A 14606-nucleotide genomic window follows, 5' to 3' on the forward strand; every position below is an offset into this window, starting at 1 on the left:
ACACTTTAAATTAACAAAACTTTTATAAAACACAAACCCCGCGCGCAATGCCCGGGGCGTTTCTGTGTCGCTGTCAGTTACATCCCGCCACGACCTTCGAACCTCTTCGGGTCCCCGTCTTGCAGCGACCACAAGCTGCGGGGCTGCGCCGGCGAGATCTCTCCGCGGCCAGATGCAATGAAGTGTTTCAGGTTGATGCGGTTTGCGAACCCCTTCAGCTGCTCGAGGTAAACCTCGTTCTGAGCCAAGGCAGCCAACGACGCATTCAGCTTAGCCATATCCCGCTGCGTTGATGACAATGCCTCTGTGACGCGGGGCAGCACCTTCTTAGCCGTGGCGTTGTTCTCGCCGAACTTCTCGCAGGCCCGCTTCTGCTGTTCGTTGTAGACCTGAGGTGCCACCATTCGCTTCAACCAGTGCACGCCCGCCTTGACCTTGCCGTCGCGGGTGACGCGCAGCGCGGCGTTCGGATTGCGGATGTTCTGCAGCACCATGCGAAGCCTTTCCAGAGATTCGGCCTGACCTCGGAACTTGCGCAGTGACGCGAGTTGATCCGAATGATTGACCCGGAACTCTCTCACTTCTATTTCAATCGTGCCCTTCGCGTTGTGCACCTCGTTCAACAGATCGAGCAACTTATCCGGTTCCCGGGGAAGCGGCGCATCGATCTTCTGAAGGGTTTGCTGCAGGCTCGTGCTCTTGCCAGCAAGGCTTGGCGATGAAGAAGCACCGATCATCGGGCCCATGGTTTCTCCACATTGTTGGGGGGGGCATCAACCCTAGCGACCTGCCACCCGCCAGCCCATTCAACAAATGCGAAAAGCGCTCACCCGACGACGCGCAAAAAAAAAGCCTCGCATCGCTGCGAGGCTCTGAAACTTGGCGCCCGAAGTTGGACTCGAACCAACGACCCCCTGATTAACAGTCAAGTGCTCTAACCGGCTGAGCTATTCGGGCGGGGTGCGCATTGTAACCGGGATTTCCACCGGATGTAACCCCTTTCGTCAGGCCCGGTGATAAGGATGATTGGCCAGCATCGCGGCCGCGCGATACAGCTGCTCGGCCACGACCAGCCGCACCAGCATGTGCGGCAGCGTCAGCGGACCGATCGACCACTTCTCATCGGCCAGTGCCGACACTTCCGGCGAGTGCCCTTCCGGGCCGCCGATCAGGAATGCCAGATCGCGGCCCTGGCTGCGCCAGTGCTCCAGACGCTGCGCCAGCTGCTCGGAACTGAGCTGTCGTCCCGGCACATCCAGTGCCACGATGTACGCATTCTTGGGCAGCGCGGCAATGACCCGCTTTCCTTCATCGTCGGTCGCCCGACGCGGATCGCGCCCTTTGCCGCGCAGACCGGGTTCGATTTCCACCAGTTCAAACGGCAGCCAGTGCGACAGCCGTTTCTGATATTCGGCGAAGCCCTGCGCCACCCACGCGGGCGCGCGTTCGCCAGTGGCGATCAGCTTGGCTTTCAACGCGCGGCGTAATCGTCTTCGTCGTCGTCCTGCCCGTCTTCATCAAGCAGGCTCGGCGGCTGGTCGCCGACGCTCCACAGACGCTCCAGCGCGTAGTACTCGCGCACGCGCGGCAGCATTACGTGGACGATGACATCACCCAGGTCGACCAGCACCCATTCGGCTTCGCGCTCGCCTTCCACGCCCAGCGGCATGTTGCCGGCCTGCTTGGCGAACTTCACCACTTCGTCGGCAATCGACTTGACGTGACGGCTGGACGTACCCGAGGCGATCACCATGTAGTCGGCGACGCTGGACTTGCCGATGACATCGATCTCCACGACATCCTTGGCCTTCAGCTCTTCGGTCGCGTTACGCACGCACTGCAGCAGCTGCTCGACGGAAGGCGCGGGATGGGGCAGGTCGACCTTGATGGTCTGGGGCTGGGTCTGGTCGCTCAAAGCAGGGAAACTCAAAAAGTGTTGGGGCGATTATACGGGGCGCGGGGCCTGAACGTATTCACACGCCGCCTGCGTACAGCCCCTGGTCGGACACGTAGTCCGCCACCGCGTCTGGCAACAGCGCGCGCCAGGCACCACCGTGGGCGATCTGTTCACGCACCGCCGTGGCGGATTCTGCCCGCAACGGCCCGCGCAGGCGCAGTATTCGACCGGCCGGCGCGGCAAACAGCGCGCGATCGTCGCTGACGAAGCGCCCGTGCAGGGCCACCGCCAGTGACGCAGGGAGCCCGCTCTGCAGCGGGCTGCCCATCCGGTCGGCGACGATGAAATGACACAGCCCGAACAGGGCCCCCCATTCATGCCACTGGTCCAGGCTGCGCAGGCTGTCCGCGCCCACCAGCCAGGCGATGGGCTGGCGCGGCCCCAGTTCCGCCCGCAGGTCACGCAGGGAGTCCACCGTGTAGGACGGCTCGCCCGGGTGCAGCTGCGCGCGCTCGATTTCGCGCCGGTCCACCAGCAGGCCGGGTTCATCGGCAATCGCCAGTTCCAGCATGCGCGCGCGCTGCTCTGCCGTGGCACCGGGCGGCGCGCGGTGCGGCGGGTCCGCCGCTGGCAGCAGCCGCACCGCCACCTGCAACTGATCACGCGCGGCCCGCGCAATCGCCAGATGCCCCAGATGCACCGGGTCGAAGGTGCCGCCGTAGTAGATGCGCAGTGGCATCAGGCGCGCGCCAGCAACCGCACCGCACGCGCTTCGGCCACCGCCACCAGCAGCCGCTCCAGGCCCAGCCACGGGTCGCCGTCGGCGCGCCCCTTGGCCATGCGGTCCACCAGCCCGGCCTCGGCCACGAAGCGCTCCCAGCGCTTGGGCTCGGGGTGACGCTGCAGTGCGCGCTTGAACGGGGCCTGGCGTGCCTCCCAGATGCCGCGGCTTTTCATTTCCGCGGTCAGGTTGCCGCCTCGTGCCTGCGCCCGCGCCAGACCGGCGGTGGAGAGCAGTTCGCGGATCACCATCGGCATCAGTGCGGCCACCGCCTCGCCCTCGCCACGCAGGCCCGCCAGCATGCGCAGTACGGCCGCTGGCTGGCCGGAGAAGGTCGCTTCCAGCAGGCGGAACACGTCATAGCGGGCCGCATCGGCGACCAGCGACTCCATGGTGTTGGCGTCCAGGGTCTGACCCGCGGCCAGCAGCGCGAGCTTGTCGATTTCCTGGGCGGCGGCCAACAGATTGCCCTCCACCCGTTCGGCCAGGCGCTGCACGGCCGCGGGATCGGCACGCAGGCCTTTCTGGCGCAGCCGGCGTTCGATCCATTCGGGCAGTTCGTGGGGCTTGATCGCCCACGCCACCGACAGCACCCCGACCCGGCCGACAGCCTCGGTCCATTTGGTCTGGTGCGCCTTGCTCCATTCGTTGCAGGTGATCAGCAGAATGACGTCCGGCGCGGGGTTGGCGCAGAACCGGCTGATCACTTCACTGCCCTCTTTGCCCGGCTTGCCGCTGGGCAGGCGTACTTCGACCAGCCGGCGGGCGCTGAACAGACTGGGCGCATTGAAGGTGCCGTCGAGCTGGTTCCAGTCGAAATCGCGACCGTCGGCGTCAAACACCTCGCGTTCGTTCACCCCGTCGGCGCGGGCGCGCGCACGGATGGCGTCGGCAGCCTCGAGTACGCGCAGGGTTTCAGGCCCGGCGATCAGATAGACCGGAGCCAGAGGCTGGCTGGCCGGTTGGCTGGCGAGTTGTTCCGGACGCAGTTCCATGCGGGAGCGGGCGATGCCGGCTCAGGAGCCCTGCGGCGGCACCACCGGCGCTGCCGGTGCGGTCGCCGGAGCTGCCGGGCTGGGCACGCGACCGCGTTCCAGTTCCTTGCGCACCACGCTGTCGATACGACGCATGATCGACGCGGACATCTCGCGGCGCAGTTCGTCGGCCAGGATCTCGCGCTCGGTGGTGGTACCAGTGGCGTCGGTCGGCGGCGACACGTAGTCACGCGAGAGTTCGATCACCTGCTGCGGCACCAGGTCGCTGCCGTCTTCGCGACGGAACACGAAGATGACCGCATAGCGCAGGCTGTATTCCTGCGCACGGCCCTGTGCGTCGATCGCGATGGGCAGGTCACCCCAGCGCTCGGAGAGCACCTGCAGCTGCGCCGCCGGACCCTTGCTGTCTTCGTCGGCCAGTTCCGCGCCCGACGCCTGCAGGCCCCGACGCAGCAGCTTGGCCAGTTCGCTGTAGGGGGCGGTGGAGACCACCCGCACGGCAGCGGTGTCGGCCGGCAGCATCAGCTTGTTGCGCAGATGGAAGCCGCACCCGGCCAGGGTCAGGGTGAGCAGAACGGCAAGCAGGAATCGAGTCATGGATACAGTCTGATGGAGCCGGGCGGTGCCGGCAAGGGATTGCCGGACACCATGCCCGATTGCACGTGAACGTAGTGCCGGGCGGGGATCACCCCGCCACGATGTTCACGATCTTGCCCGGCACGATGATGATCTTGCGCACGGTCAGACCCTCCAGGAACCGGGCCGCATTCGGCTCGGCCACACCCAGCGCTTCGATCTGGTCACGCGGGGCGTCCGCGGCCACCTCGATGGTGCCACGCAGCTTGCCATTGACCTGCACCGCCAGGGTCACCGCGTCACGCACCAGCGCGGCCTCGTCGGCCTGTGGGAAGCGCTGGTCTTCCAGCAGCGACTCGCCCTTGCCCAGCACCTGCCACAGCGCGTGGCTGGCATGCGGGGTGATCGGGTTGAGCAGCAGCACGGTGGCCTGCAGGGCCTCCTGACGTACCGCCCTACCCTGCTCGGAGCTGTCATCGAACTTGGCCAGCGCGTTCATCAGCTCCATCACCGCGGCAATGGCGGTGTTGAAGCTGTGGCGGCGACCGAAGTCGTCGTTGACCTTGCCGATGGTTTCATGGGTCTTGCGGCGCAGCGCCTTCTGCTCGGCATTGAGCGCGGCCACGTCCAGCGCCGGGACGGCACCGTCGGCGGCGTGCTTGTGCACCTGCGCCCACAGCCGGCGCAGGAAACGCGCCATGCCGTCCACGCCAGCTTCGTTCCACTCCAGCGACTGTTCCGGCGGTGCCGCGAACATCGAGAACAGACGCACGGTGTCGGCACCGTACTTGCTCACCATGGCCTGCGGGTCGACGCCGTTGTTCTTGGACTTGGACATCTTCTCGGTGCCACCGATCTGCACCGGCTGGCCGTCGGCGATCAACGTCGCACCGATGATGCGGCCGCGCTCGTCACGCTGCACGTCCACGTCGGCCGGGTTGATCCAGTCCTTGGAGCCGTCCTCGTTCTGGCGGTAGTAGGTGTCGGCGATGACCATGCCCTGGCACAGCAGATTCTGCGCCGGCTCGTTGCTGTCCACCATGCGCGCATCACGCAGCAGCTTGTGGAAGAAACGGAAGTACATCAGGTGCAGGATCGCGTGTTCGATACCGCCGATGTACTGGTCCACCGGCAGCCAGTAGTTGCCGCGCTTGTCCACGGCGTCGCGCGCACCCGGCGAGGTGTAGCGGGCGTAGTACCAGCTCGACTCCATGAAGGTGTCGAAGGTGTCGGTCTCACGCTCGGCCGCACCGCCGCAGTCCGGGCAGGTGGTCTTGCGCCATTCCGGGTCGGCCTTGATCGGCGAACCCGTGCCAACGAAGTTGACGTCTTCCGGCAGGACCACCGGCAGCTGTTCTTCCGGCACCGGCAAGGCACCGCACTTCGGGCAGTAGATCACCGGGATCGGGCAGCCCCAGTAGCGCTGGCGGCTCACGCCCCAGTCGCGTAGACGGTAGTTGACGCGGCGCTGACCCTGACCCTTGCGCTCGAAGCGCTCGGCCAGGGCTTCAAACGCCCCCTGGAAGTCCAGGCCGTCGAACTCGGCGGAATTGACCAGCTCGGTCTCACGGCTCTTGTCGCCGTACCAGTCCTGCCAGCGGCTGCCGTCATAGGTGGCCTCGTCCTTGCGCGGGTTCTTCAGCGCGATGACCTGGCGGATCGGCAGGTTGTACTTGTTGGCAAATTCGTTGTCGCGCTGGTCGTGGCCCGGCACGGCCATGACGGCACCGGTGCCGTAGCCCATCAGCACGAAGTTGGCCACCCACACCGGCACGGTATCGCCGGTCACCGGGTGCACCGCGCGCAGGCCGGTGTCCATGCCGCGCTTTTCCTGGGTTTCCAGTTCGGCTTCGGACACACCGCCCTGCTTCATCTCGGCCAGCAGCGCCGCCAGCGCCGGGTTCGACTTGGCGGCATGCAGCGCCAGCGGGTGTTCGCCCGCGATCGATACAAAGGTCACGCCCATCACGGTGTCCGGACGGGTGGTGAACACGCGCAGCGGGTCCAGCACGCCGCCGTCGACGTCACGCACGTCGAACTGGATTTCCAGCCCTTCCGAGCGGCCGATCCAGTTGCGCTGCATGGTCTTGACCGAGTCCGGCCAGCCCGGCAGGTCGTCCAGGCCGTCCAGCAGTTCCTGGGCGTAGTCAGTGATGCGCAGGAACCACTGCGGAATCTCGCGCTTTTCCACCAGCGCGCCCGAGCGCCAGCCGCGGCCGTCGATGACCTGTTCGTTGGCCAGCACGGTCTGGTCGATCGGGTCCCAGTTCACCACCGCGTTGCGACGGTAGGCCAAGCCCTTGCGCATCAGACGGGTGAACATGCGCTGTTCATGCACGTAGTAGTCCGGCGTGCAGGTGGCGAACTCGCGCGACCAGTCGATCGCGTAGCCCATCGCCTTGAACTGGCCACGCATGTGTTCGATGTTGGCGTAGGTCCACTTGGCCGGCGCGGTCTTGTTCTTGATCGCGGCATTTTCTGCCGGCAGGCCGAAGGCGTCCCAGCCCATCGGCTGCAGCACGTTGTGACCGGTCATGCGCTTGTAGCGGCTGATCACGTCGCCAATCGTGTAGTTGCGCACGTGGCCCATGTGCAGCGCACCGGACGGGTACGGCAGCATCGAGAGGCAGTAGTACTTCGGCTTGTCCGAAGACTCGTTCACCTCGAAGGCACGGGTGGCATCCCAGAAGCTCTGGGCGGCGGATTCAACCTGCTGCGGGTCGTAAACGTTGGGTTCGACGCTGGTCATGGAAACGCGTGTGCGGCGGCAAAGCGGCACAGGGTACCGCAGTGCGGCAAAGTGCTCCAATCGGTGCCGGAAACGACACGCGCGGCAACCTCATGCCGTTGATATATCAAGGAATTGTGAAGACTGTGCCGGAGCGCACCCCAGGCGGAGCGCGCAACGCCCCGGCCCCACATCCGGTTCAATGGCCGCGCCTGGCCATCGGCAGCACTACGGCCAACCACAGCGCCCAGACCAAGAAGGCCAGTCGCTGCGCCAGCGGGGCCGGCATGACCATCTGCAGCACCAGCGCCCCCAGGCCCACCAGCACGCCCGCGGCCAGGTGGAGCAGCGCCAGCCGCTTTCCGCCCGTGACCCCGCGCTCGCCCAGCCCGGACAGCACCGCGCCGGGCACGAACGCCAGCACCCAGACCATCCAGGCGCTGGCGTGGTACTGGCTGGCCCGGCTTTCAATGTCGCTGGCATCCAGTGGCAGCACCCCCATGGCGGCAAACGCGAGCCCGGACAGCAGCAGCATCTGCCCGCCCACCCGCAGCGACCACGGTGCCGTACGCGGCCCCCTTGCCAGCAGTCGCAGTGCCACCCCCACCGCCAGCAGCCCGGGCAGTACGAATGCCACGGCGTTGAACGCGCGCGCATTCGGCACGCCTATCGCGCCGAGCAGCGCCACCGGATGTGCCAGCGGCAGGTAGCCCGGCAGCGCCGCACCGAAGCCGATCACGGCCAGGATGAACAGGACGGCGGCAATGCCGCCCAGCCAGGGATCAAATCGTTGAAGAGTGTGCATGTCGCCATTGTCAGGCACACGGACGCGCGCGCCTATAGCCGGCAGGTGCCATCGACCGGGGTTGCGCCGGGCCATAAGCGTCACCATAAACTGGGGACATCTTTACCGGTTGAACGTCCTGCCATGAGCGAAGTGACCCACGTCTTTGAAGCCACCACCGCCACTTTCGAGGCCGAGGTGCTGCAGAAGTCCCTGCAGACCCCGGTGCTGGTCGACTTCTGGGCCACCTGGTGCGAACCCTGCAAGACCCTGGGACCGATCCTGGAGAAGCTGGCGGCCGAGTACAACGGCGCATTCGAGCTGGCCAAGGTGGACGTGGACAAGGAGCAGCAGATTGCCGCGGCGTTCCAGATCCGCTCGGTGCCGACCGTGTTCCTGGTCAAGGGCGGCCAACTGGTGGACGGCTTCCCGGGCGCACTGCCGGAAGGCCAGCTGCGCGAGTTCCTGACCCAGCATGGCATCACCCCCGCTGACGCGCCGGCCGATGCAGTCGCCGAAGAGGCACCGCTGGATCCCCAGGCCCAGGTCGATGTGCTGCGTGCCAGCATCGCCGCCGAGCCGGACAACGATGCGCTGAAGCTGGACCTTGCCCTGGCCCTGCTGCAGACCGGCGGCACCACTGAAGCCCGCGCCCTGATTGATGCGCTGCCGGCCAACCTGGCCACCGACGAGCGCGCCGTCCGCGCCCGCGCACGCCTGGATTTTGCCAGTGCGCTGCACGACGCGCCCGCGCCGGAGGCACTGGAGGCACGGATTGCGGCCAATGGCGACGACCTGCAGGCCCGACATCTGCGCGGCGTGCAGCTGCTGCTGGGCGGCCAGGACAGCGCTGCACTGGACCAGTTCATCGCCCTCCTCGAGCGCGACCCGAACTTCAACGAAGGCCTGCCGCGCAAGCTGCTGGTGGATGCCTTCAAGGTGATCGAGGACCCGGTTCTGGTGGGCAGCTACCGTCGCCGGATGGCCGCGCTGCTGTTCTGATCCGGGCCAAAAGCGGCTCGCGGCCTCTATCCCGCGCGGCAACCGGGTCATAATGCCGGCGCGGGGTGCGATGCACTCCGGTCCATCCGGGGGGATGTCCGGTTCCGACCATGGGGGTCGCGAATCAAGCCCCGTGCATCAGGGCTCAGATGATTGTGAGTTCACACCGTTTGCCGCACCCGCTGTCCTGGCCCCGGCGCATCACGCTGCTGGTGCTGGCCGGATTGGTGGCCGCCACACTCAGCCACGCCCAGGTGTTCTGGAAGCAGGACGAAGCCCTGTACGACCGCTGGGTGGGTCAGTGGCGCTACACCCCGGACCCGCGCCTGCTGATCATCGCGATGGACGCCCCGAGCGTGAAGGCATTGGGCCCGCTGCCGTGGCCACGTTCCACGCATGCCCGGCTGCTGGACCGCCTGACCGACGCCGGCAGTCACCGGGTGGTGATGGACCTGCTGTGGTCCGAGCCGAACACCGAGGACGCCAGCCAGGATGCAGAGCTGGCGGCGGCCATCCGCCGCAACGGACAGGTCGTGCTGCCGGTGATGGCGGTGCAGACCCGGCGACCGGGTGTCGCCGAAGAGCGGCTGCCCATTCCAATGATCGCCGCCAATGCCTCCACGCTGGGCCACAGCGATGTCGAGGTCGATCCAGACGGAATCAGCCGCGGCCTGTACCTCACTGCCGGGGTCGGCTCACCGCACTGGCCGGCGCTGGGCGTAGCGCTGGCCGGTCGCCGCGCGCCCTTGCCCGGGCGACTGGAAGCCGCTCCGGAAAACACTTCGCCTTGGCAGTGGCGTCGCAATCACGAAGTGCGGGTGCGTTTCGCCGGACCGGCCCGCACCTTCCCGCAGCTGTCCTATGTGGACGTGCTCGAGGGACGCATCGACCCCGGTGTGCTGCACGGTCGGCTGGTGCTGGTGGGCGTGACCACCCCGGCCGAAGCGCCGCTGCTGCTCACCCCGAGCGCGCCGGTACGCGGCCTGAGCGGTAGCGAGTACCAGGCCAATGTCGCTGCGATGCTGCTCGACAACAAAGCGCTGCGGTTGATGCCGCGCTGGGCCCAGACCACGCTCAGCGCGCTTCTGGTGATGCTGTGCGGTGCCCTGCTCGCCGTGCCCCGCGCCCGCCGCGGCGTGGTGCTGGCCTTGCCGGCAGTGCTGCTCGGCAGCTTCCTGCTGTTGCGGCTGGGCGATGTGTGGTTCGCGCCGGTCGCCACGGCCGTCACCCTGGCCGCCCTGCTCGCCGCGTGGCTGGCCAGGAACCTGGTCCACTGGCGTCGCTTCATTCACACCGATCCGGTAACCCGACTGGGCACACGCCCCCGCCTCGAGCTTCATCTGAGCGAAGAGCACGGTTCAGCCCAGCGCCTGCAGCGGCCATTGAGCGTGGTGATGATCCAGATGGATCAGTTCAACTCTCTGGTGGACCTGCACGGATTGAATGCCGGCAACGCCGCACTGCGCGCGATTGCCTCACAGCTGACCGCACACGCGCGACGTCCGCATGACATCAGCGTGCGCCTCGGCACCGATCAGTTCGCCATGCTGCTTCCCGACACCAATGGCGAAGGCGCGCTGCAGGTCGTGGAAGACCTGGTAGCACGCGTACGCGGTTTGAACGTGCCGGTACAGCTCGGCCAGACCACCCCGATCACGGTGTCAGCGGGACTGTATGCACGCGTACCCGACGCCGCCAGCACGCCCAAGGCCTTCATGGAAGGCGCACACGCCGCCCTGCGCCGCGCGCAGAACGCAGGCGGGGACGGCTACGCCACCGACATCGTCGACGAGTGACACCCGACATCGCCTGCTGGATCTGACTGGGATCCAGCAACGCATCATTCGCGCGCAACGCGTTGGCTGCGGCGGATGCATTTCCTGATGCATATATGTGCCGCACCGGCTGCACGGATGCACCGAACACACGGGATGCATCGGATGCCGGTGTCACACCGGATGCACGGGATTCACGGGGTGCATGGATCCACGGGATGCACGGAATGCATGGATCCATGGGACCGTCGGGATGCCTGGGCTTGGTAGCGTCGGTCGCAAGACGACGACCGATAACGCCCGATCGGCGCATTTACGACACGCACCAAACCGAAGAAACCCCACAGCCAACAACCCTTAGGACAATTCCGATACCAGCCCAACACGCCCTCTGCTCCACTCCCCATACCCGCACGCCGCGGGACAAACAAGGAATGGACAAATGAAAAAGCTGTTGTGGATGATGCTCGCCGCCCTCCCCATGCAGGCCGTCGCCAACGAAGAAGACCCCATCGCCTACAAGTGCTACTACTGCACGCCGGCCGAAATGGAGGACGTCGCGCTGGCACAGGGAGTTGGTCGGCATTATGTGTATGACGCCAACAACCTCAACATTGTAGGCTTCAACGTGGAGAGCGCGGGAAGCAGTCTGATTGCGACGTCGTTTACCGCTGAGGACTGGGTCGAGCGGCAGTTCAAGGGGATGATGGGGCTGTACAGTACTTACGACGGATCAATGGAAGCATTCATTGGGAATGTTGAGCTTCTTGCACCTGGCTCTGACCACGGTCGCACGAGCCAGCGGCTCTGGGGACATCACCTTTCTCTTCTGCATCCAGAGCACCGTCGTGCAAGAGAAACCGTTCGTCGCTTCTTGCGCGGCACCCCAGAACTTGCCTTTCTGGACATAGCTTCCTCGGGAGGAAAGCTCCTCCGTTTCGAGTACATGTTGGAGGTAGACAGGCCAATTAACGTGCGGCTGTCATTCCCTGAGTACGGTGTAGCTAGGTTCTATCTCGACCATGCAACTCGTGAGTGGAAATTCCTTGATGCCAAGGTTGCACTTAAACCGATCCAGCAGCAGGCAGGTGATTTTGCTCCCAAGCAAGGCAACACATACTATCGATACAGTTGGATCGACCGAGGTTGGGCAAAGGCATTCCTCGACCGTGCTCAGTGGGCCAATGTACCTGTGCACGGCCAGTTCGACGATTCGAGGGACGTCAATTTTCGCTGCGAACGCAAGGATGACGACATACAGTGCTACATCGAATGATGCATCCGGTGCGGTATGACAGGAACCATGAGTTCTCGAAGTGACTCATGGAGCATCACCACCGAGCCTGACACTCAGGCCCGCCGCCAGATCGCAGCGGGCTTCCAGCAGTTCGCCCATCCCTTTGAACCATACGCAAGCGAATGGTAGGCTTCCCCCACCTCCCCAGCCCCATCCCCCGCCATGAAGGCCAGCCTGTTCCGCCACGGCATCAACCTGTGGCCGCCGTTCCTGTTCGCCGGCATCCACGTCACCCATGTCAGTGACGACTACCGGTATGTGCGCGTGGAACTGCGCATGCGTCCCTGGAACCGCAACTACGTCGGCACCCACTTTGGCGGCAGCCTGTTCGCGATGACCGACCCGTTCTGGATGCTGACCGTGATGCAGAACCTGGGCCGCAATTACTACGTCTGGGACCGCGCCGGCGAAATCGAATTCCTGAAGCCTGGTCGCGGCACCGTGGTGGCCGAGTTCCGCCTGGACGACGCGCTGCTGGATGGGCTGCGCGCCGAGACCGCCGACGGCCAGAAGCACCTGCACTGGTTCAGCAACGACGTCGTCGATGCGCAGGGCGACGTCGTCGCGCGCGTGCGCAAGCAGGTGTACCTGCGCCTCAAACCGGACGCGCGCACAACGGTCGGGTGAAGCGGGCGCGCCAGTGCAGAGGCAACGCTGCACGCAGGCGTCCGTGTTGCCCGTCGCGCGCGTCATACCGCTCCAGCTCAAGCGCATCGCCGGCGGGCGTGTCACGCAGGCCTCGTGAGGCACTCCGCAACTCCTCCGGAAGGCTCATCAGTGCGATCATTGCGTTGTCGTCGCCCGCTGTCAGTGCCTGCTCGCGCAGCCACATCATGTTCGCCGCCAGACGCAACTGCGCGCCGTTGTCCTGCATGCGATGCAGGTACACCACGTAATCCGGCGCATCAATCCCCATCAGGATGCAACCGGCCAGGTTGGCGACGCAGTGCGGGTCCCATACCGGCGGCGGCGCTGGCAACTGTACGCGTTCGTCTATGCGCAGTTGCGCCTGCACCGATGCGCTACAGCTGCGCGACAACAACCATGCCGCCCGCGCCTGGGTCTTTTCCTCACTGTAAAAAGGCCGTTGGTAAGGCTCCAGATTCGCTGCCGTCATCGCAGCCGCCTGGAACGCAAACTCGCCGCGCAGCGGTTGGCACATATCCAACTCGGCGACCTGCGGCGGCGCGAAGGCGGTCGCACACAGCGCCGGCAGCACGGTCTCGCGTGGCAGCTCCGCCAGAATGTCGGTGAACAGGCTGGCACTGCGTTCGGCCCACGCCCCGCCGATCGCCGCCATGATCAGCGTGTCGCTATTGCGCATCAGCATGCGGGCCGTGGTCGCGTCCTCGCACACCCCCTGCAGCGCCGCAAGGCTGTCGCCGCGCACGTGGGCCAGCGCATGCGCCGAGGTGCGCTCCAGCAGCAGCCCGAACTGCGGGAACGGCATGGTCGGCTCGAGCGTGAATGCGCTACGGTAATGCGTGTAAGCCGTCAGCGCCGCCAAGCGCTCATGCAGCCCCTCGTGCCCGGCGTGGTGTGCCGCTACCGCCGCCTGGTGCTCACGCACCTCCGCCAGGCAGCTGCCCGCATCGCGCCGGCACCATCGAATCTTGCCGTCGATCCTGGGGAACCGCTCGGCGGCCACACTGTCCACAACTCCGTCGACGACCTGGCGCGATATCGCCTCGTCATGCCGTGCGACATCCTCGGCCAGCAGCGGCTCCCATTGATCCACGGGCACGCCGTCGTAAGGCAGCAGCCAGATCGCGGTGAACGCATTGCCCTGCGCCGGCAGGTGGATCCTGGACGCCTTCCGCATGTCCTGCAGCGCCTGCGCCTGGGCGGCCGGCACCGGCAGCGCCCTCGACACGGCCCAGACCAGCAGCGGCAACCCCAGCAACGCCCCCAGCACGACCGCTGGTCTCCTCAATCCCTTCAACACAGCATTCCTCCCCGGTGCCGCTTCCGGCGGCAACGCGCAGGGTAATCCGGGCGGCAGGACCGCTACAATGCGCTGATGTCGATCGAAGCCCCCCACCTGGTTCCGCGCCCCTCCCTGCAGCGCCTGTTTCTGACCGGCCTGCTCACCCTGCTGCCGATCTGGCTGACCTGGGTGGTGGTCAAGTTCGTGTTCGTGCTGCTCTCGGGCATCAGCAGCCCGGTGGTGGTGCCGTTCTCGGAGCAGATTGCCGGCTCGTTCCCGCACTACCTGGGCTGGGTCAAGGTCGAGTGGGTGCAGAACGTGATCGGCCTGGCCGCAACCCTGCTGGTCATCCTCAGCGTGGGCGTGCTCAGCCGGCGGGTGATCGGCCAGCGCCTGCTGCGCTGGTTCGGTGCGGTGATCAAGCGCATTCCCCTGGCCAGCATCATCTATGAAAGCGCCAAGAAGCTGCTGGACATGCTGCAGACCGAGCCGGGCACCACCCAGCGCGTGGTGCTGATCGACTTCCCCCACCGCGACATGAAGTCGGTGGGGCTGGTTACCCGGGTGATCCGTGAACAGGGCACCGGGCGTGAACTGGCGGCGGTGTACGTGCCGACCACGCCGAATCCGACCTCCGGCTACCTGGAAATCGTCCCGGTGGAACTGCTGACCCCCACCGACTGGACCGTGGACCAGGCCATGAGCTTCATCATCTCCGGCGGTGCGGTGGCCCCGGAAAGCGTGCCGTTTACCCGGGCTGGGGAGCGCTGATCGGTAGTGCCGGGGGGGGGGGGGGCCCGGCGCGCCCGGGGCCCGCCCCCCCCCCCCGCCGCACCAACAAGAA

At 66.0% G+C, this 14606-nt stretch carries 14 protein-coding genes and 1 tRNA gene; 5 read left to right on the forward strand and 10 right to left on the reverse strand.

The genetic code is table 11. The features are described from left to right. Positions 1-77 precede the first annotated feature (77 nt). From QMX83_RS14850 to QMX83_RS14890, 9 genes are all read right to left on the reverse strand, one after another. The gene (locus QMX83_RS14850) at positions 78-746 is read right to left on the reverse strand and encodes a hypothetical protein (RefSeq protein WP_282297421.1); all 669 of its coding nucleotides are present in this window, start codon (positions 744-746) and stop codon (positions 78-80) included. Positions 747-880: 134 nt separating this feature from the next. Further along, positions 881-957 (reverse strand) — tRNA-Asn (locus QMX83_RS14855). Between the two features lie 47 nt (positions 958-1004). Further along, positions 1005-1475: a 23S rRNA (pseudouridine(1915)-N(3))-methyltransferase RlmH gene (gene rlmH / locus QMX83_RS14860; protein WP_282297422.1), complete on the reverse strand. Its 471-nt coding sequence runs from the start codon at positions 1473-1475 to the stop codon at positions 1005-1007. Next, complete coding sequence (gene rsfS / locus QMX83_RS14865) at positions 1472-1915, reverse strand: ribosome silencing factor (RefSeq protein ID WP_282297423.1); 444 nt, start codon at positions 1913-1915, stop codon at positions 1472-1474. The genes rlmH and rsfS overlap by 4 nt, the downstream gene beginning before the upstream one ends. Positions 1916-1973: 58 nt before the next feature. Beyond that, a complete protein-coding gene (nadD, locus tag QMX83_RS14870; RefSeq protein ID WP_282297424.1) occupies positions 1974-2636 on the reverse strand; it encodes a nicotinate-nucleotide adenylyltransferase in 663 nt (220 codons plus the stop codon). Then, complete coding sequence (gene holA / locus QMX83_RS14875; RefSeq protein WP_282297425.1) at positions 2636-3673, reverse strand: DNA polymerase III subunit delta; 1038 nt, start codon at positions 3671-3673, stop codon at positions 2636-2638. Before holA ends, nadD begins: the two co-directional genes overlap by 1 nt. A gap of 21 nt (positions 3674-3694) precedes the next feature. Next, positions 3695-4270: an LPS assembly lipoprotein LptE gene (lptE, locus tag QMX83_RS14880; protein WP_282297426.1), complete on the reverse strand. Its 576-nt coding sequence runs from the start codon at positions 4268-4270 to the stop codon at positions 3695-3697. 88 nt (positions 4271-4358) lie between these two features. After that, positions 4359-6998, reverse strand: a complete 2640-nt coding sequence (gene leuS, locus QMX83_RS14885) for a leucine--tRNA ligase (protein ID WP_282297427.1) — start codon at positions 6996-6998, stop codon at positions 4359-4361. A 178-nt stretch (positions 6999-7176) separates the two neighbouring features. Then, on the reverse strand, positions 7177-7782 hold the full coding sequence (locus QMX83_RS14890; protein ID WP_282297428.1) for a DUF998 domain-containing protein: 606 nt from the start codon (positions 7780-7782) through the stop codon (positions 7177-7179). 123 nt (positions 7783-7905) lie between these two features. On the opposite strand from QMX83_RS14890, the gene trxA reads away from it, so the two are divergent. From trxA to QMX83_RS14910, 4 genes are all read left to right on the forward strand, one after another. Further along, entirely contained in the window at positions 7906-8763 is an 858-nt protein-coding gene (gene trxA / locus QMX83_RS14895) for a thioredoxin (protein ID WP_282297429.1), read from the forward strand. Positions 8764-8912: 149 nt separating this feature from the next. Next, on the forward strand, positions 8913-10559 hold the full coding sequence (locus QMX83_RS14900) for a CHASE2 domain-containing protein (RefSeq protein WP_282297430.1): 1647 nt from the start codon (positions 8913-8915) through the stop codon (positions 10557-10559). Between the two features lie 421 nt (positions 10560-10980). Next, positions 10981-11814, forward strand: a complete 834-nt coding sequence (locus QMX83_RS14905; protein ID WP_282297431.1) for a hypothetical protein — start codon at positions 10981-10983, stop codon at positions 11812-11814. A gap of 183 nt (positions 11815-11997) precedes the next feature. Further along, positions 11998-12462 (forward strand): DUF4442 domain-containing protein, encoded by a 465-nt coding sequence (locus QMX83_RS14910; RefSeq protein WP_282297432.1) that lies wholly within the window; start codon positions 11998-12000, stop codon positions 12460-12462. On the opposite strand, the gene QMX83_RS14915 is transcribed toward QMX83_RS14910, so the two are convergent. Further along, positions 12431-13750 carry a hypothetical protein gene (locus QMX83_RS14915; RefSeq protein WP_282297433.1) on the reverse strand — a complete coding sequence of 440 codons (1320 nt, stop codon included), beginning with the start codon at positions 13748-13750 and terminating at the stop codon, positions 12431-12433. The genes QMX83_RS14910 and QMX83_RS14915 overlap by 32 nt on opposite strands. Before the next feature lie 105 nt (positions 13751-13855). Between QMX83_RS14915 and QMX83_RS14920 the strand changes: the two genes are divergently transcribed. Next, complete coding sequence (locus QMX83_RS14920; RefSeq protein ID WP_282297434.1) at positions 13856-14533, forward strand: DUF502 domain-containing protein; 678 nt, start codon at positions 13856-13858, stop codon at positions 14531-14533. The last annotated feature ends 73 nt before the right edge of the window (positions 14534-14606 follow it).

Origin of the sequence: Stenotrophomonas sp. PS02289 (assembly GCF_029960115.1) — a bacterium.
Taxonomy (GTDB): domain Bacteria; phylum Pseudomonadota; class Gammaproteobacteria; order Xanthomonadales; family Xanthomonadaceae; genus Stenotrophomonas.

Excerpts from the sequence above, each read along its gene's own strand:
- QMX83_RS14850 (WP_282297421.1), bottom strand. The coding sequence starts at position 746 with ATGGGCCCGATGATCGGTGCTTCTTCATCGCCAAGCCTTGCTGGCAAG.
- nadD (WP_282297424.1), bottom strand. The coding sequence starts at position 2,636 with ATGCCACTGCGCATCTACTACGGCGGCACCTTCGACCCGGTGCATCTG.
- holA (WP_282297425.1), bottom strand. The coding sequence starts at position 3,673 with ATGGAACTGCGTCCGGAACAACTCGCCAGCCAACCGGCCAGCCAGCCT.
- lptE (WP_282297426.1), bottom strand. The coding sequence starts at position 4,270 with ATGACTCGATTCCTGCTTGCCGTTCTGCTCACCCTGACCCTGGCCGGG.
- leuS (WP_282297427.1), bottom strand. The coding sequence starts at position 6,998 with ATGACCAGCGTCGAACCCAACGTTTACGACCCGCAGCAGGTTGAATCC.
- QMX83_RS14890 (WP_282297428.1), bottom strand. The coding sequence starts at position 7,782 with ATGCACACTCTTCAACGATTTGATCCCTGGCTGGGCGGCATTGCCGCC.
- trxA (WP_282297429.1), top strand. The coding sequence starts at position 7,906 with ATGAGCGAAGTGACCCACGTCTTTGAAGCCACCACCGCCACTTTCGAG.
- QMX83_RS14900 (WP_282297430.1), top strand. The coding sequence starts at position 8,913 with ATGATTGTGAGTTCACACCGTTTGCCGCACCCGCTGTCCTGGCCCCGG.
- QMX83_RS14905 (WP_282297431.1), top strand. The coding sequence starts at position 10,981 with ATGAAAAAGCTGTTGTGGATGATGCTCGCCGCCCTCCCCATGCAGGCC.
- QMX83_RS14910 (WP_282297432.1), top strand. The coding sequence starts at position 11,998 with ATGAAGGCCAGCCTGTTCCGCCACGGCATCAACCTGTGGCCGCCGTTC.
- QMX83_RS14920 (WP_282297434.1), top strand. The coding sequence starts at position 13,856 with ATGTCGATCGAAGCCCCCCACCTGGTTCCGCGCCCCTCCCTGCAGCGC.